Consider the following 24,901-nt stretch of genomic DNA (forward strand, 5'->3'; position numbering starts at 1 on the left):
GCGTCTTGAGAAGTGGCGCGGGCGCGTCTTTACTCCTGTGTAGCCGGTTGCGGCCAATGACACAGGAGCATTCACCATGAGTGTTATGTCGAAGGCGGCACTGCCGCTGTTGCTGGCATCGAGCCTGCTCGCAGGCTGCGCTACGCACAGTGATGGCAGTGCGCCGCTCAATCAAAGGACTTGGCCTGTCTGCAGCCTGCTGGGTGGCTTGGCAGGCGGTGGTCTGGGGGCGATCGAGAGCTCTGGCTGGGCCGCGGGAGGTGGAGCCTTGGGCGCAATCGCCGGAGGCCTGATCTGCTATGCCCAGGATGGCGACGAGGATGAAGACGGCGTGTTCGATCGCCGCGACCGCTGCCCCGATACCCCGGCGAACACGCCCGTCAACCACATGGGTTGCCCATTACCGCAGTATCCAGCGTCCGCACCGGCCAGCGAAGCTGCGCCCACGCCCGAGGTGATCACCCTGGATGATCAGGGGCAGGTCATGTTCGCTTTCGACTCCGCCGAGCTCACCAGCGCCGCCCAACAGCGCCTGCAAAGCCTGGTGCCCCGGCTCATCGAACCGGCGGTGAACCGCATCAAGGTGGTTGGCCATACCGACAGCGTGGGTGCGGACAGCTACAACCAGGCATTGTCCGAGCGCCGCGCCAGCAGCGTGGCCGAATACCTGATTGGCCAGGGTGTTGCACCCGCCAAAGTCACCAGCCAGGGCAGTGGAGAAAGTGAACCGGTGACTGAGAACGACACCGAGGAGGGACGCGCGCTCAACAGACGGGTGGAACTGCACCTCAATTGATGCCGCTGGCGCAAACCTTGGCATTGACGCTACTGTTAGCTGCGCAGCCCGCTCGAACGGGATGCGACGGCATAACAATAAATAAGTAGGGGCGGGTATGAAATTCATCCTGGGCCTTGGCAAGGCCCTGACGGTCCTTTTCTGGTGGGTGGTGTTGTTCAATCTGTTGAAGCCGCAACCGCTGCCACTCAATTTGCTGATCAACGCAGTCGGCATCACGTTGCTGACTCTGCATTTCCTTGAAATGCTGTTCTTCAATGGCAGCCTGCGCGGGCGTAGCCATCGCTGGTTCGACCGTCTGCAGATTCTGCTGACGGGTATCTTCCATGTCATGTCCATTCCGCGTCCGCAGGAGGCACCGCGCCATGCATAAATTGATGTTGCTGGCCGCATTGGTCGCTCCCCTGGCCCAGGCCGAAAGCCTGCAAGTCGCTGCCAACTCCATGTTGCGTCTGCCGAACAAGTCGGCAACCGTGCACCTGGAGCGCCTGCAACTGGCCAACTCGGCCACCTTGATGCTGCCCGCGTCGCTGAAAGCATTGAACATCGATCAATTGGAACTGGGGCGCGATGCCCGGATCGCCATCGCCCCATCGGAAAGCCCACTGCTGATTCAGGCGCGCGCCGCTCGATTGGAGGAAGGCAGCGAATTCAGCGCTACAGGGGCGGCCGGCACCTATGAACGGGCCGCCCGCGCCGGTCGCAACCTGGATTTGAGACTCGATGCGATCACGGCTGAACGTCTGGCCATCGACGCCCGAGGCGGTGCCGGTGCGCCGGGGTACGTCGGCTTGGATGGCGCCAATGGTCAGGCTGGTGGCTGCACTTGGGGGCAGGCCACCCGGGGGGGCAATGGCGATGACGGCGGCAATGGCCATGACGGCGCACCGGGAGGGCGAATCCGCCTGAGCGTCCCGCAGAGCTTCCCGCAGGAGCGCATCGTGGTCCGCCTCGATGGCGGCGCACCCGGTAAACCCGGGGCTGCCGGCAAGGCCGGCAAAGGCGGGGCGAGCAAGGGCTGCCTGGTCTACCGCACCGATGCCGGGGCCAATGGTCGTCCAGGGCAGCCAGGGCAACCTGGCCTGGCAGGGGCCACTGGTGAGCTGATTCTGCAGCCGCTGTGATCTAGGCTCTCAGGACGTTTCATGCAGGCCCTAACGGCATGGCCGTGGCCGCTCTGCGTCTACAGCACCAGACGCGAGCTGGCCACCGCCACCACCGCCAGGCCCAGCAGCAGGTTGATACCCACCATCCGGCGAACCCGCGCCAGTACCGCAGCGCCTGTCGACCAATCCTCGTCCTGCACGGCAGTCCTGAGCTCTGGCAGCAGCAGCGCCTGGATACGCATGAACAAGGCGAACATGGCAATGCCACCGCCGATCATCACATGCACGTAGCGCGGTGCGGTTTCGAAACCGTTGAAGCGCATGTGCAACATGCCGATACCACTTATCGCCAAAATGGCTACGGCCAGCCAGACCCATCCGAAGAAACGTCGGAAAACTTCCACCCACAAGCGCAGGCGGGCAGGCCCTTCAAGGGTCGCAACCGTGGCCGGGCGGAGCACCAGCCAGGCGAAGAACATGCCACCGACCCAGACCAGGGCCGCTAGAACGTGCAGTGTGTAGGGCAAGGCAAAGGCTAGCATCCGGATCTCCATGCGGCACAAAGGGCAATAGCGGGGTATGATAGCCGCCCCATGCGAAACACTGAAAATATATCCAGCCCTCCGGGCGCTTGCAGACCATGATCAGCAACGAACTCAAAGCCACCATCCAGGGCGCCTACTCGCGTTTTCTCGAAGCCAAGAGCCTGAAGCCGCGCTATGGCCAGCGTCTGATGATTGCCGAAGTGGCCAAAGTGCTCGGCGATATCGCCTGCGACGACGAAGGCCGTCGGGCGGGCGAGCCTGCCGTGGTGGCGGTGGAGGCCGGTACCGGTACTGGCAAGACGGTGGCCTACAGCCTGGCGGCGATTCCGGCAGCCAAGGCGGCCGGCAAACGCCTGGTGATCGCCACCGCAACGGTTGCACTGCAGGAGCAGATCGTGTTCAAGGACCTGCCCGACCTGATGCGCAGCAGCGGCCTGAACTTCAGCTTCGCCCTGGCCAAGGGGCGAGGCCGCTACCTGTGCCTGTCCAAGCTCGATGTACTGCTGCAGGAGGGCCATGCGCAATCGGCCACTGCCCAGTTGTTCGAGGAGGAGGGTTTTCATATCGAGGTCGACGAGCGTAGCCAGAAGCTGTTCAACAGCATGATCGAAAAGCTCGCCGGCAACCGCTGGGACGGCGATCGCGACAGTTGGCCCGAGGCACTGGAGGACCAGGACTGGGCCCGCCTGACCACCGATCACAGCCAGTGCACCGGTCGTCATTGTCCGAACTTCCAGCAGTGCGTGTTCTACAAGGCGCGGGAAGGCATGGGCAAGGTCGATGTCATCGTCACCAACCACGACATGGTCCTGGCTGACCTGGCTTTGGGCGGCGGTGCGGTGTTGCCCGACCCTCGCGACACCGTCTACGTCTTCGATGAAGGCCACCATCTTCCGGACAAGGCCATCGGCCACTTCGCCCATTATTCGCGGTTGCGCTCGACCGCCGACTGGCTGGAGCAGACGGCCAAGAACCTGACCAAGCTGCTAGCTCAACACCCGCTGCCGGGCGATCTGGGTAAGCTGATCGAGCAGGTGCCAGAGCTGGCGCGGGAAATCCGCACGCAACAGCAGTTCATGTTCACCCTGTGCGAGCAGGTCGCCGACTTCCGTCCCAGCGAGGACACGGAGGGCCGCGAACGCCCACGTTATCGGTTCGAAGGTGGCGTGGTTCCCGAGGCGATCCGCGAAGCGGGAATCGAGCTGAAAAAAGGGTTCGCCCGCCTCAACGACCTGTTCACACGCCTGGCCGACTTGCTCAAGGAAGGTATGGACGGCGAGGTCAACATCGGTATCGCCAGCCATCAGGCCGAAGAGTGGTACCCCTTGTTCGGCAGCCTGGTGACCCGCGCCCAAGGCAACTGGGAGCTGTGGACCGCCTTTACCGCCGAAGACCCTGAAGACAGCCCGCCGATGGCCCGCTGGCTGACCTTGGCCGAAAGTGGTGCGCTATTCGACATCGAGGTCAATGCCAGCCCCATCCTGGCCGCCGAGATGCTGCGCCGCAGCCTTTGGAACGTGGCCCACGGCGCCCTGGTGACCTCCGCAACCCTCACGGCCCTTGGCAAGTTCGACCGCTTCCGCATGCGCTCGGGGTTGCCCCGCGATGCCGTGACCTGCGTCGTGCCCAGCCCGTTCGTGCACGGTGATGCCGGCTTGCTGCGGGTGCCGGACCTGGGCGCCGACCCGCGTGACGCCACGGCACACACGGCGGCGATCATCCGCGAACTGCCGGGCATCGTCGAGGATGCCCGCGGCGCCCTGGTGTTGTTCTCCTCGCGCAAGCAGATGCAAGACGTATTCGATGGCCTGGACCGTGACTGGCGCAAGCTGGTGCTGATCCAGGGCAACTTGTCCAAGCAGGAAACCCTCAACAAACACAAGGCGCGGGTCGACGATGGCCAGCACAGCGTGCTCTTCGGCCTCGCCAGTTTCGCCGAGGGCGTCGACCTGCCCGGTGCCTACTGCGAGCATGTGGTTATCGCCAAGATCCCCTTCGCGGTGCCCGACGATCCGGTCGAGGCGGCATTGGCCGAGTGGATCGAAGCCCGTGGCGGTAATCCGTTCATGGAAATCGCCGTGCCCGATGCTTCATTGCGCCTCATCCAGGCCTGCGGTCGCTTGTTGCGTACAGAGCAGGATCGCGGCGTCATCACCTTGCTTGACCGGCGTCTGGTCACCCAGCGCTACGGCAAGGCTATTCTCAATGCGCTGCCGCCATTCCGGCGGGAGATTTCGTAACGGCCGGAGCACGATGCACCGGCTCGTTGTCCATTACCCGGACGTGGGCTCATGAGGGCCCTGAAGGAGAGCCCCAGCCCTATGATCCGCCACACCCTGCCCGCCATTCTCACCCTGTTGTTCAGCACGCCGCTGCTGGCCGGACAACAGACGCTTTTCAGCTTCGTGCGCCCGGCCTCGGTGGTCAACGTGGTGACCGACGATGCCAGCATGCCCCAGTACAACGCGGAGCAAACGGCCGAAGGCGAAGTCTTGCGGCGGGTGGTGTTCAACCCGGTGGCGCGCCCGACGCTGCGCCTGAGCCCACAAAGCGGTGTCTGGGACTGGTCCGCCGGTCGGTTCCTGACCCTGCGCCTGCAAAGCGCAATGGACTGGGCGCTGACCGTGGATGTCACCGTACAGGGCGCTGATGGCCGCACGTTGACCAGCCGTATCGACCTGCCTGCCGGGCCGGCGCAGACCGTCATGATGCCGCTGAAGGCGAGCTCGCCCCTGAACCAGGGTATGCGTGCCGGCCCGCCAATGCCTTGGACCCATGAAGGGCAGCGTCTGCTGCTGGCCAGCAGTGCCGGGGAAGTCGACCTCAAGCAGGTGGTGTCGGTCAGCCTGAGCATTCCCGGCCCCAAGGTTGCGCAGAACTTGCTGATCGAGAAAGTCGGCCTGCAGGATGACGACAAGGCGTACCAGGCCGCTTATCGCGAGCTGATCGATGCGTATGGCCAATCCACCCGGGCTCGCTGGCCGGAGAAAATCGTCGATGACGAACAGCTCAAGGTGGCCGATCAGCGGGAGCGGCAGCAGCTCAAAGGGTGGCTGGCCGAGCGCCAGAAGCAGCCATTGGACAACTACGGCGGTTTGCTGGCCGGTCCGGCCTTCGAAGCCAAGGGGTTCTTCCGCACCGAGAAACGAGCCGGACGCTGGTACCTGGTGACTCCCGATGGCCACCCGTTCTTCTCGCTGGGCGTCAATACGGTGGCTGCCGATGGCGGGCGCACCTATGTCGCGGGGCGCGAAACCATGTTCAAGGCATTACCGGCCGAGGGCGAGCCCCTGGCGGCTTTTTATGGCGAAGGGAACAATGACGATGGCAATGCCTCGTCGCAAGGTCGCGGCTTCAAGAAGGGGCGCTGGTTCGACTTCTATGCCGCCAACCTGCAGCGCACCTACGGCCAGCCGTGCGGTGCCGGTGCAGCCGACCAGCCCCCGGTGGGCTGCCCGCAGCCAGTGCTGGATGCCGCGCGCTGGCAGGCCCATACGCTGGACCGGTTGCAGGCCTGGGGTTTCAACACGCTGGGCAACTGGAGCGACCCTGCGCTGGCCCAGGTCAAGCGCATGCCTTACACCCTGCCGCTGTCGATCATCGGCGACTACGCCAGCATCAGTACCGGCATGGACTGGTGGGGGCGCATGCCCGACCCCTTCGACCCGCGCTTTGCCATGGCCACCGAGCGCGCCGTGGCCATTGCCGCCCGAGACCATCGTGACGACCCTTGGCTGATTGGCTATTTCGCCGATAACGAGCTCGCCTGGGCTGCCCCGGGAGACGATCCCAAAGCCCGTTACGGTCTGGCCTACGGTACCCTGCGGCTGACCACCGACGTGCCGGCCAAGCGTGCTTTCCTCAAGCAATTGCGGGACAAGTACCGCAACCAGGAAGGGCTGTCAAAGGCCTGGGGCATTGACTTGCAAGCCTGGGAGCTGATGGAAGACCCAGGTTTCGAGGCGCCATTGCCCAGCCCTGAGTACCCTGAAATCGAGCGCGATTACCAGCACTTCCAGCAGGTATTCGCCGATACCTACTTCAAGACCATTTCCGATGCCTTGAAATGGCACGCGCCCAATCACCTGCTGCTGGGCGGGCGCTATGCCGTGAGCACGCCAGAGGCAGTCAAGGCATGCGTCGAGTTCTGCGATGTGCTGAGCTTCAACTTCTATACCCTCAAGCCTGAAGATGGCTATGACTTCGCCCGCCTGGCCGAATTGGACAAGCCTGTGCTGGTATCTGAGTTCCAGTTCGGCTCCCGCGACCGCGGCCCCTTCTGGCCGGGGCCGGTGGAAGTGGCGCGTGAAGAGGACCGTGGACCGGCCTATGGCACCTTCCTCAAGGCGGCGATGGCACAACCGATGATCGTCGGTGCGCATTGGTTCCAGTACCTCGACCAGCCGGCCAGTGGTCGACTGCTCGATGGCGAGAACGGGCATCTGGGGCTGGTCGCGATCACCGACGTGCCTTATTTGTCGTTCGTCGAGTCGGTGCGCCAGAGCAATTGGCAGGTTCTTGGGCAGTTTCGCAGCGGGCTGGAGAAGCCTGTATCGGCGACCACCGGGCCATAGCCAGTTTGCAAAACCTCCAACTACTGAAACAATGCACGCCTTTGACAGCAAGGTCGTACGGAGAACAGGCGGGTGCAGATCCAGGGTCACTATGAGCTGAAGTTCGAGGCAGTGCGGGAAGCATTCGCCGCGTTGTTCGATGATCCCCAGGAGCGCGGCGCTGCCCTGTGCATCCAGGTGGGCGGGGAAACCGTGGTCGACCTGTGGGCGGGCAGCGCCGACAAGGACGGCCAGCAGGCCTGGCATAGCGACACCATTGCCAACCTGTTCTCCTGCACCAAGACCTTCACCGCGGTCACCGCATTGCAGTTGGTGGGGGAGGGCAAGCTTGCCCTGGATGCTCCGGTTTGCCGTTATTGGCCTGAATTCGCCCAGGCGGGCAAGGAATCCGTCACCCTGCGTCAGTTGCTCAGCCACCGTGCTGGTTTGCCGGCCATCCGCGAGCTGCTGCCTGCCGAGGCCCTGTACGACTGGCAAACCATGGTGGATGCCCTGGCAGCAGAGGCACCCTGGTGGACACCGGGCACCGAGCATGGTTACGCCGCCATTACCTTTGGTTGGCTGATCGGCGAGCTCATTCGTCGGGCCGACGGCCGTGGTCCAGGCGAGTCGATCGTTGCCCGCACCGCCCGGCCGCTGGGGCTTGATTTCCATGTCGGCCTGGCCGACGAAGAGTTTCATCGCGTGGCGCATATTGCCCGTGGCAAAGGCAACGCCGGTGACGCCGCCGCCCAACGCTTGCTGCAGGTCACCCTGCGTGAACCAGAAGCGCTGAGCACCCGCGCATTCACCAACCCGCCTGCGATCCTCACCAGCACCAACAAGCCCGAATGGCGGCGCATGCAGCAGCCTGCGGCCAATGGCCATGGCAATGCACGGAGCCTGGCGGGTTTCTATGCCGGCCTGCTGGACGGCAGCCTGCTCGAATCCGAACTGCTCGATGAGCTGACCCGCGAACACAGTTTCGGCCAGGATCGCACCCTGTTGACCCAGACGCGGTTCGGCCTTGGCTGCATGCTCGACCAGCCCGACGTTGCCAATGCCACCTTCGGGCTCGGGGCGCGTGCTTTTGGGCACCCGGGAGCCGGCGGTTCCGTCGGATTTGCCGACCCGGAACATGACGTTGCGTTCGGTTTCGTGGTCAATACCCTGGGTCCATACGTGCTGATGGACCCCCGTGCGCAGAAGTTGGTCAGGGTGCTCGGCAGTTGCCTTTGATCGGGTTGTGCGGGTATTGCACGGTCCCTTTGACTATCCTGAATGCCAACGCCTGAAACGCGTGAGCAAAATTTCTTTTAATTTCATGGTGTATCGCTGATGTCTTCACATAAAACCTTAGCACTCGCCCTGTGCCTGACCGCTGTCACGGGCTGTGCCAGCCATTCCCAGGACGCCTCGAAGGACAGTGGCCATAGCTGGTGGCCCTTCGGTTCGGACAAGGTGGCCGAGCAGGAAGTGAAGGCAGCCGTCACCGATAAAGTGGCCAAGGCCGACGCCAAGTCCGAAAGTGCCAGCCGCTGGTGGTGGCCATTCGGTGGTGACGACAAGCAAGCCAAGGCGTCCGCCGTACCGAAGATCGATCAGAAGGCTACCCAGGCCTGGCTGGACGAGTACGAGCCGAAGGTGCGTGAAGCGATCAAGGGTAGCAAGCTGGAACTGGAGCGCCGTGAGGATGTGCTGGCTGTGACCATTCCGGTGGATGGTTCCTACAACCCTGACCGACCTAACATGTTGCTGCCAATCACCTTGGGCCCTATCACCCGGGTGGCCAAGACGGTCGAGGGCGATACCAAGTCGGCCGTGCTGGTACTGGGTCATGCCGACAACAGTGGTGCAGCCGCTGCCAACCAGAAGCTTAGCCTGGAGCGCGCTGCCTCGGTGTCGGCGATCTTCCGCCTCAGCGGCCTGCAGCGTGACCGCCTGACCCTCAAGGGCATGGGGTCGGTCATGCCGCGCGCCGCCAACGACAGTGCCGAAGGCCGCGCCCTCAACCGCCGTGTGGAAATGCTGCTGACGCCACAGAACACCATGGTTGCGCTGTTGGCCAAGTACCAGCAAGCCGCCCCGGCACAGAGCCCGGCGTCCCTGGTCGCTGTGCAGGACGCCAAGCCAGCCGCTGCCAAGGCCACTGACACCAAACCTGCTGCCAAGACCGCGGCGAAAAAGCCGGCGGCCAAGGCCAAGGCACCTGCAAAGGCACCCGCCAAGGCTACTGCCAAGAAGAAAGCCGCGCCGGCCAAGCCCGTCGCCAAGAAAACCACGGTCGACAAGAAAGTCGCCGCCAACAGCCCTGCGAAGACCAACTGATCTTCAAGGAAACGCAGCCATGACCCAATCCCTGGCCGATATGCGTCGCGACTACACCCGTGATGGCCTGGCCGAAGCCCAGGCACCGGCTGAGCCGTTCGCCCTGTTCCACCAGTGGTTTGCCGACGCGGTGAAGACCGAGCAGCCGCCAGTGGAGGCCAATGCCCTGACTCTGGCCACCGTCGATGGCGAGGGGCGGCCTCATTGCCGCGTTTTGCTGCTCAAGGGCCTCGATGAGCGCGGTTTCACCTTCTTCACCAACTACGACAGCGCCAAGGGCCAGCAACTGCTGGCCAATCCCTTCGCCGCCATGACGTTCTTCTGGCCGGCGCTGGAGCGTCAGGTGCGCATCGAAGGTCGGGTCGAGAAGGTCACGGCCAAGGAGTCGGACGACTACTTCCAAGTGCGTCCGCTGGGCAGCCGCCTGGGAGCGTGGGCTTCCCCGCAGAGTCGGGTGATTGCCGGGCGTGAAGAGTTGGAGGGCCTGGTCAAGGCGACCGAGGCACGGTTCTCCGACACCCAGCCACATTGCCCGGAGCACTGGGGGGGGTATCGCCTGTTGCCGGAGCGCATTGAATTCTGGCAGGGCCGTGCGAGCCGGTTGCACGATCGCCTGAACTACCGTCTGGTCGATGGCCAGTGGCTGCGCGAGCGCCTGGCTCCCTGATAGCGTAGGGGCCGCTGCGCGGCCCTTTCGCGTCACGAGGCTGCTCCTGCATGTACCCTGCAGATCGTGTGGGGGCTGGCTTGCCGGCGACGATGCCAGTCAGTTCCCTCGATATTCTTGCGCCTCGCGCGCCAACCAGGCCGCCAACGCCTTGCCCTTGAGCTTCTGCGCCTGGGCCCGTTCGAGGCTCCGCAGCATGAATTCACGCTTTTTGGGGTCCGTTCCCGCCAGTGCCAACGCCAGGTCCCGGTCCATCCAGCGGTGCATGCGTACATACAGCCAGCCGTGGAAGTACAGCCCCGCGAGCGTGGTTACAACGACGATGAAGTAATCCATGGCTATCCTTGGTCTGACTTCAAAAGCCTGCAAAACAGCCGGTTGCGGCTGTACCAGAGCTGAATAAAAGCAATTTTGTTACCTATGTATCGTGACAGCCGTCAAGGCACAGCGTCTAATGGACACCTGACTTATGGAGACTGTACCCATGCGTAAATCTGTTTTGCTGGTGGCGACCTTCACCACCATGTCGCTGTTGCTCGGTGGCTGTGCCTCGAGCCTGACAGGCGACAGCTATTCCCGTGATGAAGCCCGTCGCGTGCAGACCGTGCGCATGGGTACCATCGAATCCCTGCGTCCGGTGAAAATCGAAGGCACCAAGACCCCGATCGGCGGCGGCGCTGGCGCCATCGTCGGTGGTGTCGCCGGTAGTGCCGTTGGTGGTGGCCGTGGCAGCATCGTCGCTGCCGTCATCGGTGCGGTCGCTGGTGGTTTGGCAGGTTCGGCCGCTGAAGAAGGCCTCACCCGTACCCAAGGTGTGGAAATCACCGTACGCGAGGACGACGGCAGCATGCGTGCTTATGTCCAGGCCGTGCAACAGAACGAAATCTTCCGCGTCGGTGATCGCGTGCGCATCATGACCGTCGACGGTACCAGCCGCGTCACCCACTGATCGTAGACGCGACACGAAAAACCCCGAACGGGCATGGCCGGTTCGGGGTTTTTTGTTGGGCGGCGCTAGCGCTATCGCCGGCAAGCCGGCTCTTACAGGCCGAGCATGTCCCGGGCCACTGCCTCGGCGATGCGAATGCCATCGACACCCGCCGACAGGATGCCCCCCGCGTAGCCGGCACCTTCGCCTGCCGGGAACAGCCCCTTTAGGTTCAGGCTCTGGTAATCCGCGCCACGCGTGATGCGCAATGGCGACGAGGTGCGGGTCTCGATACCGGTCAGCACTGCATCGTGCAGGTTGTACCCCTTGATCTGGCGGTCGAACGCGGGCAGGGCTTCGCGGATGGCCTCGATGGCGAAGTCTGGCAGGCTAGGGGCCAGATCGCCGAGGGTGACACCCGGCTTGTAGGATGGCTCGACGCTGCCCAGCGCAGTGGAAGGACGCCCTGCAACGAAGTCGCCCACCAGCTGTGCCGGGGCCTGGTAATTGCTGCCGCCCATCACGTAGGCATGGGCTTCCAGGCGTTCTTGCAACTCGATACCCGCCAGCGGGCCGCCCGGATAGTCGCGCTCCGGGTCAATGCCGACGACAATGCCGGAGTTGGCGTTGCGCTCGTTACGCGAGTACTGGCTCATGCCGTTGGTGACCACACGTCCCGGTTCGCTGGTCGCGGCAACCACGGTGCCGCCCGGGCACATGCAGAAGCTGTAGACCGAGCGACCGTTCTTGGCGTGGTGCACCAGCTTGTAGTCGGCTGCGCCCAGTTTCGGGTGGCCGGCGTACTTGCCCAGCCGCGCTTTGTCGATCAGCGTCTGCGGGTGCTCGATGCGGAAACCAATGGAGAATGGCTTGGCTTCCATGTACACGCCCTTGGCGTGCAGCATCCGGAAGGTGTCGCGGGCACTGTGTCCCAGTGCCAGCACCACATGCCGTGAGTGCAGCTGTTCGCCGTTTTCCAGCACCACACCTGTCAGTTGGCCATCCTCGATCAGCAGGTCGGTGACTTTCTGCTGGAAACGCACCTCGGCACCCAGGGCGATCATGTCCTGGCGCATCTGCTCGACCATGCCGGTCAGGCGGAAGGTACCGATGTGTGGCTTGTTGATGTAGAGGATCTCTTCCGGTGCGCCAGCCTTGACGAACTCTTCCAGCACCTTGCGGCCGTGGTGGTTCGGGTCCTTGATCTGGCTGTACAGCTTGCCGTCGGAGAAGGTGCCGGCGCCGCCTTCGCCGAACTGCACATTGGACTCTGGGTTGAGCACGCTTTTGCGCCACAGGCCCCAGGTGTCCTTGGTACGCTGACGTACTTCCTTGCCGCGTTCGAGGATGATCGGCTTGAAGCCCATCTGCGCCAGCAGCAGGCCGGCAAAGATACCGCACGGGCCGAAACCGACCACGATGGGGCGCTCCTGGAGGCCGGTCGGGGCCTGGCCGACGAACTTGTAGGTAACGTCGGGGGCTACGCCGATGTTGTGGTCGTCGGCGAACTTGCTGAGCAGTTCGGCTTCGTTGCTGGTTTCCAGGTCGATGGTGTAGATGAACAGCATTTCGCTGTTCTTCTTGCGCGCATCGTAGCTGCGTTTGAACAGGGTGAAACCGAGCAGTTGCTCGTCCTCGATGCCCAGGCGCTGGACGATGGCCTCGCGCAGGGCTTCGTCGGGGTGGTCCAGGGGCAGCTTAAGTTCGGTGATTCGTAGCATGGCAGGGTCCAGTATCCCGGCCATGGCGGCCGGCGGCTTTACACAAACCGCCAAGTATAAGCTGTTAGCCGCCCTGACTGGCAGGATAAAAGTGCCCGGCGATCAGTTGTCCCGTGCACCGCCATAGTAGCCGCAGCCTTTGAGGGTCTGGCCGTCGATGTGCAATTCGGCGCGCAAGTGCTGCACGGCGCCGGTGGCCGTATCGACGCAGCGCTGTGGGGCAACCCACAACTCGACGTGCTTGCCGTTGGCTTCGCTGGTCAGGGTCAGGCCGCCGCCGGGCACTTCCTCTTCAAGGAAAGGCAGTGGCAGTGGGTCCTGGCCGACACGGTTGAGCACCATGCCCTTGCCGCTGGCTTTGATGTCCCAGCCCGGCTCGTGGCCGCTGGCACGCAGGGTCAGTTGCTTGAAGTTGGGGTCTTCGCAGGCGCGGGTGGAACCTTCCAGGCGGTACAGTCGGCGTACTTCGAGTTGGCCGTCGTTGTTCGCCTGCTTGCTGCCGGTCAGGCGGCCACGCACATCGGCGAAGAGTTTGTCGTTGGCATCGTCGGCCAGGTTGGCGGCTTCCTGCAGGATACCGGTACCGCCGACGTCGCTGATCACGAAGCGACGGCTCTCACCGCAAGGCTTGAAGAACAACTGGCCGCCACCGGCGCTCAGCTCGCCCTGCATGCGCGTGGTACCGATGTTCGGGTCGCTTGGTTGATGGGCCATGAGCTGGCAGCCGGCGAACAAAGGCAGCAGGCTGGCAAGCAGCAGGGTGGGGGGTATGCGCATGGGGCTGGCTCCGGGAATCTTGCATCAAGAGCTGGCCACGGTACTCAGGCCAAGGGATGTGCACAAGGGGGCTGTGCGATCGCGCTAGCGCTTTAGCAGCCGGCTTGCCGGCGCAAGGCATGCCATGGCGGACTCATCCTATTAGACAGAAAAAAGGGCCCGAAGGCCCTTTCCCGAAGCGGACGTCGATCAGCCTCCAAGGTACGCGTCACGTACCTTAGGGTCGGTCAACAGCGCTTCGCCGGTCCCTTGCATCACGACCCGACCGTTTTCCAGGACGTAGGCTCGGTCAGCAATCTTCAGCGCCTGGTTGGCGTTCTGCTCCACCAGGAACACCGTCACGCCGTCACGGCGCAACTGCTCGATGATGTCGAAGATCTGTTGGATGATGATCGGTGCCAGGCCCAGCGACGGTTCGTCGAGCAGCAGCAACTTGGGCTTGCTCATCAGTGCGCGGCCGATGGCCAGCATCTGCTGCTCACCGCCGGACATGGTGCCGCCACGCTGGATGTAGCGCTCCTTCAGGCGAGGGAACAATTGCAAGACCTTGTCCAATTGCTCCTGATAATCGCCCTTGTTGGTGAAGAAACCGCCCATGGCCAGGTTTTCCTCGACGGTCAGGCGGGCGAACACGCGGCGGCCTTCAGGGACCACGGCGATGCTCTTGCGCATGATGTGCGAGGAGGGCTGCCCGACCAGCTCTTCACCCAGGTACTTGATGCTGCCGCTGTGGGCCTGGGGCGAACCGCACAGGGTCATCAGCAACGTCGACTTGCCGGCGCCGTTGGCACCGATCAGGGTGACGATCTCGCCTTGGTTGATTTCCACGTTGACGCTGTGCAGCGCCTGGATCTTGCCGTAGAAGGTGGAAACGTTTTCGAACTTCAGCATTTACGCTTCCCCCAGGTAGGCTTTGATCACGTCAGGGTTATCGCGGATCTCCTCCGGCGTACCGTGCGCCAGGGGCGTGCCCTGGTTGATCACCACGATATGGTCGGAGATGCTCATCACCAGCTTCATGTCATGCTCGATCAGCAACACGGTGACGTTGTGCGATTCCCGCAGGTAGGCGATCAACGCCTTCAGGTCCTCGGTTTCCTTTGGGTTCAGACCGGCCGCGGGTTCGTCGAGCATGATGATCCGGGGTTGGGTCATCATGCAGCGGGCGATTTCCAGGCGACGCTGCTGGCCGTAGGCGAGGGTTCCGGCGGTACGGTTGGCGAATTCGGTCAGGTTGACCTTTTCCAGCCAGTACTGGGCGCGCTCCATGGCCTCTTTTTCGCTGCGGCGGAAGCTCGGGGTCTTGAACAGGCCGGCGAAGAAGTTGGTGTTGAGGTGGCGGTGCTGGGCGATCAGCAGGTTTTCCAGGGCGGTCATTTCCTTGAACAGACGCACGTTCTGGAAGGTTCGCACCACGCCCTTGCGGGCGATCTGGTGGCCGGCCAGGCCTTGGATCGGCTGTCCATCGAGCAGGATGGTGCCGCCACTTGGCTTATAGAAACCGGTCAGGCAGTTGAACACGGTGGTCTTGCCGGCGCCGTTCGGGCCGATCAGCGCCACCACCTGTTTTTCCTTGACGGTCAGGCCCACGCCGTTGACCGCCAACAAGCCGCCGAAGCGCATGCTCAGGCCGCTGACTTGCAGAATTTCGCGGCTCATCGACGCAGCTCCATATGTGGACGTTGCATAGGCAGCAAGCCTTGCGGACGCCAGATCATCATCAACACCATCAGCGCACCGAACATCAGCATCCGGTATTCGCTGAACTCTCGCATCAGCTCGGGCAGCAGGATCATCACGATGGCCGCGAGGATCACGCCCAGTTGCGAGCCCATGCCGCCGAGCACGACGATGGCGAGGATGATCGCCGATTCGATGAAGGTGAACGACTCAGGCGTCACCAGGCCTTGGCGCGCGGCGAAGAAACTGCCGGCGAAACCTGCGAAGCAGGCGCCCAAGGTAAAGGCCGAGAGCTTGATCACGGTCGGGTTCAGACCCAGGGCACGGCAGGCGATCTCGTCTTCACGCAGCGCTTCCCAGGCACGACCGATCGGCATGCGCAGCAAGCGGTTGATGACGAACAGCGCCAGCAGGGCCAGCAGCAGGGCCACCAGGTACAGGAAGATGACCTTGTTGATCGAGTTGTATTCCAGCCCGAAGAACTCGTGGAAGGTCTGCATTCCTTCGGCGGCACGACGTTCGAAGGTCAGGCCGAAGAACTCCGGCTTGGGGATGTTGCTGATGCCATTCGGGCCGCCGGTCCAGTCGGTGAGGTTACGCAGGAACAGACGGATGATCTCGCCGAAGCCCAGGGTCACGATCGCCAGGTAGTCGCCGCGCAGGCGCAGCACCGGGAAGCCGAGCAGGAAGCCGAAGGTGGCGGCCATCAGGCCGGCGATCGGCAGGCACACCCAGAAGCTCCAGCCCAGGTAGTGCGAGAGCATGGCATAGCTGTATGCGCCAACCGCATAGAAGCCCACGTAGCCCAGGTCGAGCAGGCCTGCCAGACCGACCACGATGTTCAGGCCCAGGCCCAGCAACACGTAGATCAGGATCAGCGTGGCAATGTCGACCGCGCCGCGCGAGCCGAAGAACGGCCACACCAAGGCGGCGACGATCAGGCCCATGATCACGTAGCGCTGGGTCTTGGGCAGGGTCAGGTAGTTGCTGACCGCTGGCGGGATCAAGGCGCGATCCGAGCGACGGCCCATCACAGCATTCCACTGCTTGTCGAACAGCACGCGCAGGAACATCAGCACCGAACACACAGCGATGATGCCGATGGTGAACGAGCCTTGGCTGTGCACCACCAGGCTGATGCCGTCGATGCTCAGTTTCAGGCCAAGCACCGGGAAGGCCACGGCCCATACCAGCAAGGCGCTGAAGAACGCCTGTTTGAGATTTCTGTTCATACTTTTTCAACCTCCGGACGGCCCAGGATGCCGGTCGGCCGGAACAGCAGGACAAGAACCAAAAGGCCGAATGCAACCACGTCCTTGTACTGGTCGCCGAAGATGTCGGCGCCGAACGCTTCGGCCACGCCCAGCACCAGCCCGCCGAGCATGGCGCCCGGAATGCTGCCGATGCCACCCAGTACCGCCGCGGTGAAGGCCTTCAAGCCCACCAGGAAGCCGGCGTTGGGGTTGATAACCCCGTACTGCATGCTCAGCAGCACGGCCGCCACCGCCGCCAGTGCGGCGCCGATGACGAAGGTCAGGGCAATGATGTTGTTGGTGTTGATGCCCAGCAGGTTGGCCATCTTGATGTCCTCGGCGCAGGCGCGGCAGGCGCGGCCCAGGCGGGAGCGGGAGATGAACAGGGTCAGGCAGGTCATGGCCACCAGGGTGACCACGAACACCAGGATCTGCATGTAGGACACCAGGACTTCTTCCGCACCGCCTGGCCCGAAGGAGAAGCTTCCTGGGATCAGGTTAGGGATGGATTTGTCCTTGGAGTCCTGCGAGAGCAAGACAGTGTTCTGCAGGAAAATCGACATGCCGATGGCAGAAATCAGCGGGATCAGACGGTTGCTGTTCCGCAGCGGGCGGTAGGCGACCCGTTCGATGCTGTAGCCATAGGCACTGGTGACGAAGATCGTCGCGACGAAGGCGACGGTCATCAGGATCGGCAGGGAGTGGATACCCATCATGGCCAGACCCGCAAGCGCGATGAAGGCCACGTAGGAACCGATCATGTACACCTCGCCGTGGGCGAAGTTGATCATGCCAATGATGCCGTACACCATCGTGTAACCGATGGCGATCAAGGCATAGGTGCTGCCGATGGTCAATCCATTAACCAGTTGTTGGAAGAAATGGTAGATCTCAGGCATTACAGCGCTCCTAAAAACCTGATTTGCATTTCGCCGGCCGGGTGACAGCCAGGAAACCGCGGGTGACGGTTTTAAGATTTTCAGGTGAACCCGCTGCCGGATCGCGGCAATCAGGCCCATGAACCTCGTAAAACAAAGCCCACTGCTCGCACAGTGGGCTTCTACGGTCAGCTATTAGTCACGCAGTTACTGAGGGGAGACTTCGGTCTTCGGCTTGCCGAAGTGCCATTCGTAGACCACGAATTTGAAGTCTTTCAGGTCGCCTTTCTCGTCGAACGACAGGTCGCCGGTCGGGGTCTTGAAGGTGCCGTTGTGGATGGCAGCAGCCACCTTGTCGGTGTCTTCGGACTTGGCCGCCTTGATGCCTTCGGCGATCAGCTCGACGGCCGAGTAGGCCGGGAACACGAACGGGCCGCTTGGGTCTTTGCCGTCGGCCTTGATAGCGTCGACGATGGCCTTGTTCGCCGGGTCGGCATCGAACGATTTCGGCAGGGTGACCAGCAGGCCTTCGGAGGCGTTCTGGGCGATCTGCGAGATCGAGTCATTACCCACGCCCTCTGGACCCATGAACTTGGCTTTCAGGCCTTTTTCCTGGGCTTGACGCAGGATCAGGCCGAGCTCTGGGTGGTAGCCGCCGTAGTAGACGAAGTCGACGTTGTTCTGCTTGAGCTTCTGGATGATCGAGGAGAAGTCCTTGTCACCGGCGTTCAGGCCTTCGAAGACGGCAACCTTGGTGCCTTTCTTCTCAAGGGTCTGCTTGACCGCGGTGGCGATGCCTTCACCGTACTGCTGCTTGTCGTGCAGTACCGCGACGACCTTCGGCTTGACGTGGTCGGCGATGTAGTTGCCGGCCGCCGGGCCCTGGGCACTGTCCAGACCGATGGTGCGGAAGATCAGCTTGTAGCCACGGGCGGTGATTTCCGGCGAAGTGGCTGCCGGGGTGATCATGATCACGCCTTCGTCTTCGTAGATGTCGGACGCAGGCTGGGTGGAGCTGGAGCACAGGTGGCCGATGACGAACTTGACGCCGTCGTTGACCACTTTGTTGGCGACCGCAACGGCCTGTTTAGGGTCGCACGCGTCGTCGTATTCCTTGGCTTCGAGCATCTTGCCATCCACGCCACCCTTGGCGTTGATGTCTTTGATGGCTTGTTTGGCGCCGATGAACTGCATATCGCCGTACTGAGTGACCGGACCGGTCTTGGGGCCAGCGATACCGATCTTGATGGTATCGGCGGCAAACGAATGGCTGGCAACCCCGGCCAGAACCATTGCGGCGAACAGCTTGGAAATCTTGATCATAGTGCTCCACTCATTCTGTTGTAATTCTTATAGTCCTGGCGGCCAGGGCTACAGACCGGGCGGGATTTGCGGTATGGCCACGCCATACTGCATGCCCACCTTCCCCCGGAACATGTCCCGGAACTGTACCGGTACAGTGTAGAGCGCCGTTCGAGCGCTTGAAAAGCGGGCGAATTGCGCCTGTCTCAGGGGTTGTCGCTTGATCGACAGAAAGATATAGAAAAGCGCCATCACTTTGCCTTTATCCCTGGCCCCACCCCACAACTTCGGGGCCAATCGACCAAATTACGTATTTGAAACCGGGTTTTTCTGCAAAAATAGCGGCCTTTTTTATTGGCCGATTGATGCGTGTACAAACCCATGACTGATCAAACAAGCACCCTCTATGCCAAATTGCTCGGCGAGACCGCGACCATCGAGTGGAAAGCCTTGGAGCGTTTTTGGGCCAAGGGTGACCTGATTTGGGTCGACCCCTCCCTGGACCTGATCGCCGTTGCCGAAGCGATGGCCGAGAATCGCAGCGAGATCTTCGCCAAGTGGCGTAGTGATGGCACTGTGGGGCCAGTCACCGCAGAGCAGGCGATGGACCTGCAAAGCCGCGATCCAGAGATCTGGGCGGTAGTGGTTTCGCCGTTCATCGTCATCCAGGTCAAGCAGGCTGAGTAGCTATGCGCTTTTTTGGTGCGTGAAAATGCGCAGCCGTGTCACAACGGTGCGCATTGACGCTCACGTAAGGTGGAAGTTGGTAACAGTGTCGTGTTGATTCGGCGGGGCGGTAACAGTTTACGGGATGCGTAATGTCCCGCCGCCGACCAGCCGGCTCCTACCGGGTGCTGTAGGAGCCAGCACGACCGATGTCAGTAATCGACCCGGCCGGTGTGGCTGTTGAGCGAGATCACCCGGGTCTTGCCGATGCGGTGGCGGAAGATCTCGCGCAGGTACTTCACCGCCTTCTTCACGCATTCGCGCGACAGCCTAATGTCATTGATCGACACGAACCGGCTCTTGTCGTTGATCAATTCCCGGTATTTCTTCTCGTACATCGGCTTGATCGCATACCAGTTGGTATCGAGGATCTTCGCCGGGTTCTCGAACTCGTTCAGTAGGTCGTCGATGCGGTCTTCATCGAAGTGCTCGCTGGTGATGAACTCCAGGATGGCGTTGTCCAGGGTGTCGTCGAAACGGTACGGCGTGCGGGCGAAGCAGCGTTTGATGAACGCCACGATCAGGGTCAGGAAGTCATCCGACAGGCACGGGCTCTTGGCGATCAGTGTGGTCAGCGACAGGTTGGCCGAGGCGCCGATGACCAGCGCATAACGCTTGAGCGTGGTGTTGGGGAACAGGCTGTTGAGGTGGGTCTTGAGCCGATTCAGGTCCATGTACGACAGCTTGTAGTCCTTGGGCAGCGACACGATCGACACCACCGACGAGCAGTTCTTGAAGAAGTGCAGGTCGTGCAGGGCCGCGGCGTCGTAGCCCGAAGCCTGGTATTGCTCCAAGGCTGCCCGGTAGCGACGCGACTCGATCGGCAACAGGCTGATGCCTTCGATTGCCTGGGTCTGCTTGTTGAAGTGCGGCAGGTCGATCGAGCGGAAGAACAGGTCGTCGATGTCCAGGCGCGGCGTTTCGCGCTCGAAGACCTTGAACTTGTCCGAACCCTGGACCGGAATTTCCGGCACCACCGATTCTGCGTAGGCAATGGCCACTGGGCCGGCCAGGCTCATGAACAGGTCGTTGGCGTCCAGGCGGATGGTTTCGCCGATGTCGATGCCGGCGCGACGGAAGTAGTTCTGGTCGTAGTCGGTAGTGACCGCCTGGGCCGTGAGGATGTTGAAGATTTGCTGGGAGATGTACTGGTTGGCGTGCTTCTCCATGGCGTTGACGTCGATGTTGTGGATCGTGCCGTCGTCGCTTTCTTCGGCGTAGCGCATGATGTCGTTCGAGATCAGCATCATTGCGTTCCAGGGGCGAATGCGGCCCATGACGCTGGCTTCGCTGCTGTCCTCGTTGTCGAAGTTGTACGAGAAGTCCCATTCTTCGGACAGGTATTTGCACAGCAGCCGGCCGGCGTTGATGTGCAGCGCTTCGGACATTTCGCTGCGGTGGTCCGAAATGTTTGGCAGCACGCAGATGCCGCTGGTGAAGATCGGCTCGAAGACGAACGAGTGTCCGCTCTTGCCGTCGTTCTCGTCCGCCTGCTTGGTGTCGAAGGTCTTGTTCATGTACGAATACTGCTGGGCCAGGCCGAACTCCGAGGCCATGCCTGAGCCGGTACCGCCGCCAGCGCTGAAGATGTAGAAGTACAGGCGCGACTGGTTGGCCTTGATGCCGCAGGAGTCGATCAGGTACGAGTGGATCAGTTTCCAGTCGGCGCTGGAAAAGCGCTGGGTGTCCTTGTTGAGGATGATCTTGGCCAGGTACTGGCCGAGGATTGGGGCATTACCGGCCCCCCCTGCGTGGACCTCGGACAGGTCCATGATCTTCATCTTGCTGTAGTCGCGCAGGAACTCGCCACGCTCGCCCTTGCGCGAGAAACGAATGCGCCCGGCGATGTCTTTGTCCAGGTCGCCCAGCATCACCAGCGGTTCGACCAGAAACACGGGTTTCGCGCCTTTGTTTTGCACCAGGCGCAGGTTCTGACGAATCCAGCGCGCCGGGCTGTAGCCCGATTCGCCCTTGTTACGGTCCTCGTTGTTGAATTCGTTGAGGAAGAAGGTGCGGGCGTTGTACACCAGTTCGGCAACATCAAGAGCAATGTTCGAGCCGCAGCGGCCCAGGCCGATCAGGCAGACCGAGGGAAACTGCTGTTCCAGGCGCAGCTGGCTTTCGTCTTCGATGTGCAGGTTCTGCGGGAACACCAGGTCGCGCAGGCCGTCGAGGTTGTCGAGGATGCGCTGAATATCCTGCTCGGTGAAGTACAGGTACTGCTGTGCTGGCGCGCTGCGCACTGGCAGAGCTTCTCGAGCACCGCTGGCGGTCAGCGAAGTGGAGTGTGTCGTCGACTCGGGGACCGCATTGGCAGAAGTGTTCGTAGAAGTCATAGTGCGCCATTTACCTGAGGTGGTGGGCCCCTGGGTGGGCATGTCATCTAGCCATCACCAGGGTTTCGGCGACTGTAGCAGTGCGCCTTTTTCGGATGCGATAGGGGTTTGCCTTACAGCTTCTAAGGATTTTTTCTATCGCTCCGGCACTGCATCGTCCGATTGTCATGCTTCTTTAATCTTCTGCCAGGAGTCGTTCATGAGTACTGCACTGCCTTCGCTGGGATTCGCCGGAATTGGCCTGATGGGACTGCCAATGTGCCGGCGCCTGCTGGCTGCGGGTTACCCCCTGACCGTGTGGAATCGCAGCCCGGAGAAGTGTGCCGAGCTGGTTGCCGCCGGGGCGAAGCTGGCACATAGCCCAGCAGAACTGAGCCGTGGCAGCGACATGGTGCTGCTTTGCCTGGCCGATACGGCAGTGGTGCGTGAAGTGGTGTTCGGCGAGCAAGGCGTCGTTCACGGAGGGCGCAGCGGGCAATTGCTGATCGACTTCTCCAGTCTTGAACCGACGGCCACTCGCGAAATGGCTGCTGAAGTGGCCGCCCTGTGTGGCATGGCCTGGCTGGATGCGCCGGTATCGGGGGGGACGCCTGGCGCGGAAGCGGGGACCCTGGCGATCATGGTCGGCGGGGAGCCGAGTGATCTTGAGCGCGCTCGACCCATTCTGCTGACCCTGGGCCAGCGAGTCACGCACATGGGGGCAGTGGGAGCGGGGCAGGTAACCAAGGCCTGCAATCAGATGATCGTGGCGTGCAATGCCTTGGTGATTGCCGAAGTGGTGGCCCTGGCGGAGCGGTCAGGGGTTGACGCGACCTTGATCGCCGAAGCGCTGGCAGGGGGCTTCGCCGACTCCAAGCCCCTGCAGATCCTGGCGCCGCAAATGGCCGAAAGCCGCTTCGAACCGATCAAGTGGCATGTGCGCACGCTGCTCAAGGACCTCGATGGCGCCGTCAAGTTTTCCCGCGAGCAGGGCTCGGCAACACCCGTTACCGCCCTCGCCGCGCAACTGATGCGCTTGCACGGTAGCCAAGGGAATCTGCAAAAAGATCCGGCGACCCTGGTAGAACTGTATCGTAACAAGGAGTGAGGCGGCTTTCCTGGCGGTCGAGCCGCTCCAGGATCGGCCGCAGGTCCGCCAGCGGCACTGGTCGGCTCAGCAGGTACCCTTGCAGGTAGTCGCAGCCGTGGGTGGCGAGGAATTCGTGTTGTTCGATGGTCTCGACACCCTCGCAGACCACCTGCAGGTGGAGGGTGTGGGCCATGACGATGATCGCCTGGACGATTTCCCGGTCCTTCTGGTTGCCGGGCACGTCCTGGAGAAAACTGCGGTCGATCTTCAGCACATCCAGCGGCAAGCGCTTGAGGTAAGCCAGCGACGAATAGCCGGTGCCGAAGTCATCGATCGACAGGGCAACGCCCTGGGCGCGGATACGCTTGAAAAGCCCTGCAGTGCGCTGGACATCACCCATCAGGGCATTTTCGGTCACCTCGAGTTCCAGTTGGCGCGGCGCAAGCCCAGCTTCCAGCAAGGCCATTTCTACCTCATTGGCCAGCTCTTCGCGGCCTAGGGTCACGGCCGAACAGTTCACCGTAACCTTCAGGCTGGTGTAGCCGTGGCGGTTGAGCTGGGCCAGGTCCTTGCAGGCGTGGTGCAGCACCCACAGGTCAAGGTCGACGATCAGCCCGTTGGCTTCGGCGATGCCGATGAAACGATCGGGGCTTAGCAGGCCGTGTTGCGGGTGTTGCCAGCGTACCAGCGCTTCGAGTTTGGCCACCTGGCCCGTGCGCAGGTCGAAGATGGGCTGGTAATGCACGCACAGTCCGCACTCCTCGAGCAGGGCGATGCGCAGTTCCTCTTCCAGTTGCAGTTCAAGGGTCGCCCGGTTCTTCAGTCCGCTGTTGAAGAAGTGCAGGCTATTGCGTCCGCAGCCCTTGGATTGATAAAGGGCCAGGTCGGCATGCTTGAGCAGTTCTTCAGCGGTTTGGCCATCTTCCGGGAATATGCTGATGCCAATACTGGTGGTCATCACCATGCGCCGGCCGCCCAGGTCGATGGGGTCTTTCATGCGTTGCATGATGCGTTGGGCCAGGTGGCGAGCCTCATCGGGGTTGTTCAGGCTGGTGACCACGCAGAACTCGTCGCCCCCCAGCCGTGCCACCAGGTCCTGACTGCGGGTGGCGGCCTTGATATGGTCGGCGATGACCTTCAGTAGCTCATCGCCCGCATCGTGACCAAGGCTGTCATTGATGCGCTTGAAATGGTCGATGTCGAGGAACATCACCGCCAGGCGACTCTGGCGGTCCTGATGCTCGGCCAGGCGTTCGGCGAACACTTCGTTGAAACCTCGGCGGTTGACCAGATTGGTCAAGGCATCGTAGTGAGCGGCTTGCTGCAGGGAGGCGCGGGCCTGATCGAGCTGGTTGAGCAGGACGCTGTAGCGGCGCAGGTCGTGTTCCTGACGTTGCAGCTTCTTGTCGGCCAGCGCGGCGCTGATGCTGCTGCCACTGATCAGCAAGGTGATCACGGCGATGGTCAGGCCCAGTTGCAGGCTGTTATCACCCGAAGGCAAGCTCAAGGCCGTGTCGGCTGGTATGACCAAGGTCATCGCGGCCATGGCGGTGAAATGCGTGGCGACGATACCGCCCGCCATGACCAGGCTGGCGCCGTATTTCATGGCCAAATGCCAAGTGCCGCTACCGTTGCGGAAGTACCGCGCCAGCAGCAGGGCGGTGAGGCTGGTGAGAAAGGCGATGGCGGTACAGGCCAGCAACAGGTCGGTACGGTAATACTGCTGGGCGCCGGTCTGCAGCGCAGCCATGCCGACGAAGTGCATGAGGATGATGCCCGCGCCAATGAGCAGGGCGCTTTGCAAATAGTTGTGCGCAAGCATTTGTACACGGTTGAGGCTGTACATCGCCAGCCAGGCAACCACCAATGCAATCAAGAGCGAAAGGCCGGTAAGAGAGACGTCATAGTGGACTTCCAGCGGTGCCTGGAAGGCGAGCATGCTGATGAAGTGCATGGCCCAGATACCGCCGGCCAGGCAGAAGGCGCCAAGTGCCCGCCATTGTCGTTGGGCTTTGGCATTTTCGCAGTGACATTGGCGTTCTGCCATGTCCAGGGTGGCGAAACACCCGGCACAGGCCACGGCATAAGCGAGCAGGATCAGTAGCGGCTCATGCCGGCAGTCAATGACAATCTGCCCGTTGATAGGAAGCTCGGAGAACAATTGCAGTCCCAGCCATTCCATAGCATGCCTCTTCGTCGAGTTTTCACTCGTCTCCAAAATGCGGGGTGGAGACTG

22 protein-coding genes are annotated in these 24,901 nt (G+C 62.1%); 11 read left to right on the top strand and 11 right to left on the bottom strand.

Annotated features, from left to right (window positions below):
* Window positions 1-76: 76 nt before the first annotated feature.
* The 3 genes from H620_RS0113235 (at window position 77) to H620_RS0113245 (ending at window position 1,920) form a co-directional block, all read left to right on the top strand.
* Entirely contained in the window at window positions 77-796 is a 720-nt protein-coding gene (locus H620_RS0113235; protein WP_027907483.1) for a PA1041 family peptidoglycan-binding anchor lipoprotein, read from the top strand.
* A gap of 97 nt (window positions 797-893) precedes the next feature.
* The gene (locus H620_RS0113240; protein WP_023379061.1) at window positions 894-1,169 is read left to right on the top strand and encodes a DUF1145 domain-containing protein; all 276 of its coding nucleotides are present in this window, start codon (window positions 894-896) and stop codon (window positions 1,167-1,169) included.
* Complete coding sequence (locus H620_RS0113245) at window positions 1,162-1,920, top strand: hypothetical protein (protein ID WP_023379062.1); 759 nt, start codon at window positions 1,162-1,164, stop codon at window positions 1,918-1,920. The genes H620_RS0113240 and H620_RS0113245 overlap by 8 nt, the downstream gene beginning before the upstream one ends.
* A 59-nt stretch (window positions 1,921-1,979) precedes the next feature.
* Here H620_RS0113245 and H620_RS0113250 read toward each other — a convergent pair whose 3' ends face one another.
* Window positions 1,980-2,444, bottom strand: coding sequence for a CopD family protein (locus tag H620_RS0113250; RefSeq protein WP_027907484.1), 465 nt, complete (start codon window positions 2,442-2,444; stop codon window positions 1,980-1,982).
* Between the two features lie 98 nt (window positions 2,445-2,542).
* Here H620_RS0113250 and dinG point away from each other — a divergent pair, with 98 nt between their 5' ends.
* The 5 genes from dinG (at window position 2,543) to pdxH (ending at window position 9,995) form a co-directional block, all read left to right on the top strand.
* Window positions 2,543-4,687, top strand: coding sequence for an ATP-dependent DNA helicase DinG (dinG, locus tag H620_RS0113255; RefSeq protein WP_023379064.1), 2,145 nt, complete (start codon window positions 2,543-2,545; stop codon window positions 4,685-4,687).
* A gap of 81 nt (window positions 4,688-4,768) precedes the next feature.
* Entirely contained in the window at window positions 4,769-7,021 is a 2,253-nt protein-coding gene (locus H620_RS0113260; RefSeq protein WP_027907485.1) for a beta-galactosidase, read from the top strand.
* Window positions 7,022-7,093: 72 nt separating this feature from the next.
* Window positions 7,094-8,239, top strand: a complete 1,146-nt coding sequence (locus H620_RS0113265) for an EstA family serine hydrolase (RefSeq protein ID WP_023379067.1) — start codon at window positions 7,094-7,096, stop codon at window positions 8,237-8,239.
* A gap of 99 nt (window positions 8,240-8,338) precedes the next feature.
* Entirely contained in the window at window positions 8,339-9,328 is a 990-nt protein-coding gene (locus tag H620_RS0113270) for an OmpA family protein (RefSeq protein ID WP_023379069.1), read from the top strand.
* A 19-nt stretch (window positions 9,329-9,347) separates the two neighbouring features.
* The gene (gene pdxH / locus H620_RS0113275) at window positions 9,348-9,995 is read left to right on the top strand and encodes a pyridoxamine 5'-phosphate oxidase (protein ID WP_023379070.1); all 648 of its coding nucleotides are present in this window, start codon (window positions 9,348-9,350) and stop codon (window positions 9,993-9,995) included.
* A gap of 99 nt (window positions 9,996-10,094) precedes the next feature.
* Here pdxH and H620_RS0113280 read toward each other — a convergent pair whose 3' ends face one another.
* The gene (locus tag H620_RS0113280) at window positions 10,095-10,331 is read right to left on the bottom strand and encodes a hypothetical protein (protein WP_023379072.1); all 237 of its coding nucleotides are present in this window, start codon (window positions 10,329-10,331) and stop codon (window positions 10,095-10,097) included.
* A 148-nt stretch (window positions 10,332-10,479) separates the two neighbouring features.
* On the opposite strand from H620_RS0113280, the gene H620_RS0113285 reads away from it, so the two are divergent.
* Window positions 10,480-10,944: an outer membrane lipoprotein gene (locus H620_RS0113285; RefSeq protein WP_023379073.1), complete on the top strand. Its 465-nt coding sequence runs from the start codon at window positions 10,480-10,482 to the stop codon at window positions 10,942-10,944.
* A gap of 92 nt (window positions 10,945-11,036) precedes the next feature.
* Here the strand turns inward: H620_RS0113285 and H620_RS0113290 are convergent, their stop codons facing one another.
* The 7 genes from H620_RS0113290 to H620_RS0113320 form a co-directional block, all read right to left on the bottom strand.
* Window positions 11,037-12,644 carry an NAD(P)/FAD-dependent oxidoreductase gene (locus H620_RS0113290; protein ID WP_023379075.1) on the bottom strand — a complete coding sequence of 536 codons (1,608 nt, stop codon included), beginning with the start codon at window positions 12,642-12,644 and terminating at the stop codon, window positions 11,037-11,039.
* 102 nt (window positions 12,645-12,746) lie between these two features.
* On the bottom strand, window positions 12,747-13,421 hold the full coding sequence (locus H620_RS0113295) for a COG3650 family protein (protein ID WP_027907486.1): 675 nt from the start codon (window positions 13,419-13,421) through the stop codon (window positions 12,747-12,749).
* A gap of 189 nt (window positions 13,422-13,610) precedes the next feature.
* Entirely contained in the window at window positions 13,611-14,312 is a 702-nt protein-coding gene (locus H620_RS0113300; RefSeq protein ID WP_023379078.1) for an ABC transporter ATP-binding protein, read from the bottom strand.
* Entirely contained in the window at window positions 14,313-15,080 is a 768-nt protein-coding gene (livG, locus tag H620_RS0113305; RefSeq protein ID WP_013973920.1) for a high-affinity branched-chain amino acid ABC transporter ATP-binding protein LivG, read from the bottom strand.
* Complete coding sequence (locus tag H620_RS0113310) at window positions 15,077-16,333, bottom strand: high-affinity branched-chain amino acid ABC transporter permease LivM (protein ID WP_023379079.1); 1,257 nt, start codon at window positions 16,331-16,333, stop codon at window positions 15,077-15,079. Before H620_RS0113310 ends, livG begins: the two co-directional genes overlap by 4 nt.
* On the bottom strand, window positions 16,330-17,253 hold the full coding sequence (gene livH, locus H620_RS0113315; protein ID WP_023379080.1) for a high-affinity branched-chain amino acid ABC transporter permease LivH: 924 nt from the start codon (window positions 17,251-17,253) through the stop codon (window positions 16,330-16,332). Before livH ends, H620_RS0113310 begins: the two co-directional genes overlap by 4 nt.
* Before the next feature lie 186 nt (window positions 17,254-17,439).
* Window positions 17,440-18,555 (bottom strand): branched-chain amino acid ABC transporter substrate-binding protein, encoded by a 1,116-nt coding sequence (locus tag H620_RS0113320; RefSeq protein WP_023379081.1) that lies wholly within the window; start codon window positions 18,553-18,555, stop codon window positions 17,440-17,442.
* A gap of 360 nt (window positions 18,556-18,915) precedes the next feature.
* Here H620_RS0113320 and H620_RS0113330 point away from each other — a divergent pair, with 360 nt between their 5' ends.
* The gene (locus tag H620_RS0113330; RefSeq protein WP_023379083.1) at window positions 18,916-19,221 is read left to right on the top strand and encodes a DUF2288 domain-containing protein; all 306 of its coding nucleotides are present in this window, start codon (window positions 18,916-18,918) and stop codon (window positions 19,219-19,221) included.
* 191 nt (window positions 19,222-19,412) lie between these two features.
* Here the strand turns inward: H620_RS0113330 and H620_RS0113335 are convergent, their stop codons facing one another.
* Window positions 19,413-21,596, bottom strand: coding sequence for a hypothetical protein (locus tag H620_RS0113335; protein WP_027907487.1), 2,184 nt, complete (start codon window positions 21,594-21,596; stop codon window positions 19,413-19,415).
* 199 nt (window positions 21,597-21,795) lie between these two features.
* Between H620_RS0113335 and H620_RS0113340 the strand changes: the two genes are divergently transcribed.
* Entirely contained in the window at window positions 21,796-22,683 is an 888-nt protein-coding gene (locus H620_RS0113340; RefSeq protein ID WP_023379085.1) for an NAD(P)-dependent oxidoreductase, read from the top strand.
* Here H620_RS0113340 and H620_RS0113345 read toward each other — a convergent pair.
* Window positions 22,583-24,847 (bottom strand): putative bifunctional diguanylate cyclase/phosphodiesterase, encoded by a 2,265-nt coding sequence (locus tag H620_RS0113345; RefSeq protein ID WP_027907488.1) that lies wholly within the window; start codon window positions 24,845-24,847, stop codon window positions 22,583-22,585. The genes H620_RS0113340 and H620_RS0113345 overlap by 101 nt on opposite strands.
* Between the last annotated feature and the right edge of the window lie 54 nt (window positions 24,848-24,901).

Origin of the sequence: Pseudomonas taiwanensis DSM 21245 (assembly GCF_000425785.1) — a bacterium.
In the GTDB taxonomy this organism is placed as follows: domain Bacteria; phylum Pseudomonadota; class Gammaproteobacteria; order Pseudomonadales; family Pseudomonadaceae; genus Aquipseudomonas; species Aquipseudomonas taiwanensis.

Excerpts from the sequence above, each read along its gene's own strand:
- H620_RS0113335 (WP_027907487.1), bottom strand. The coding sequence starts at position 21,596 with ATGACTTCTACGAACACTTCTGCCAATGCGGTCCCCGAGTCGACGACA.
- H620_RS0113270 (WP_023379069.1), top strand. The coding sequence starts at position 8,339 with ATGTCTTCACATAAAACCTTAGCACTCGCCCTGTGCCTGACCGCTGTC.
- H620_RS0113295 (WP_027907486.1), bottom strand. The coding sequence starts at position 13,421 with ATGCGCATACCCCCCACCCTGCTGCTTGCCAGCCTGCTGCCTTTGTTC.
- H620_RS0113320 (WP_023379081.1), bottom strand. The coding sequence starts at position 18,555 with ATGATCAAGATTTCCAAGCTGTTCGCCGCAATGGTTCTGGCCGGGGTT.
- pdxH (WP_023379070.1), top strand. The coding sequence starts at position 9,348 with ATGACCCAATCCCTGGCCGATATGCGTCGCGACTACACCCGTGATGGC.
- H620_RS0113235 (WP_027907483.1), top strand. The coding sequence starts at position 77 with ATGAGTGTTATGTCGAAGGCGGCACTGCCGCTGTTGCTGGCATCGAGC.
- H620_RS0113250 (WP_027907484.1), bottom strand. The coding sequence starts at position 2,444 with ATGCTAGCCTTTGCCTTGCCCTACACACTGCACGTTCTAGCGGCCCTG.
- H620_RS0113280 (WP_023379072.1), bottom strand. The coding sequence starts at position 10,331 with ATGGATTACTTCATCGTCGTTGTAACCACGCTCGCGGGGCTGTACTTC.
- livG (WP_013973920.1), bottom strand. The coding sequence starts at position 15,080 with ATGAGCCGCGAAATTCTGCAAGTCAGCGGCCTGAGCATGCGCTTCGGC.
- H620_RS0113340 (WP_023379085.1), top strand. The coding sequence starts at position 21,796 with ATGAGTACTGCACTGCCTTCGCTGGGATTCGCCGGAATTGGCCTGATG.
- H620_RS0113310 (WP_023379079.1), bottom strand. The coding sequence starts at position 16,333 with ATGAACAGAAATCTCAAACAGGCGTTCTTCAGCGCCTTGCTGGTATGG.
- H620_RS0113260 (WP_027907485.1), top strand. The coding sequence starts at position 4,769 with ATGATCCGCCACACCCTGCCCGCCATTCTCACCCTGTTGTTCAGCACG.
- H620_RS0113300 (WP_023379078.1), bottom strand. The coding sequence starts at position 14,312 with ATGCTGAAGTTCGAAAACGTTTCCACCTTCTACGGCAAGATCCAGGCG.
- livH (WP_023379080.1), bottom strand. The coding sequence starts at position 17,253 with ATGCCTGAGATCTACCATTTCTTCCAACAACTGGTTAATGGATTGACC.
- H620_RS0113285 (WP_023379073.1), top strand. The coding sequence starts at position 10,480 with ATGCGTAAATCTGTTTTGCTGGTGGCGACCTTCACCACCATGTCGCTG.
- H620_RS0113290 (WP_023379075.1), bottom strand. The coding sequence starts at position 12,644 with ATGCTACGAATCACCGAACTTAAGCTGCCCCTGGACCACCCCGACGAA.
- H620_RS0113240 (WP_023379061.1), top strand. The coding sequence starts at position 894 with ATGAAATTCATCCTGGGCCTTGGCAAGGCCCTGACGGTCCTTTTCTGG.
- H620_RS0113345 (WP_027907488.1), bottom strand. The coding sequence starts at position 24,847 with ATGGAATGGCTGGGACTGCAATTGTTCTCCGAGCTTCCTATCAACGGG.
- dinG (WP_023379064.1), top strand. The coding sequence starts at position 2,543 with ATGATCAGCAACGAACTCAAAGCCACCATCCAGGGCGCCTACTCGCGT.
- H620_RS0113330 (WP_023379083.1), top strand. The coding sequence starts at position 18,916 with ATGACTGATCAAACAAGCACCCTCTATGCCAAATTGCTCGGCGAGACC.
- H620_RS0113245 (WP_023379062.1), top strand. The coding sequence starts at position 1,162 with ATGCATAAATTGATGTTGCTGGCCGCATTGGTCGCTCCCCTGGCCCAG.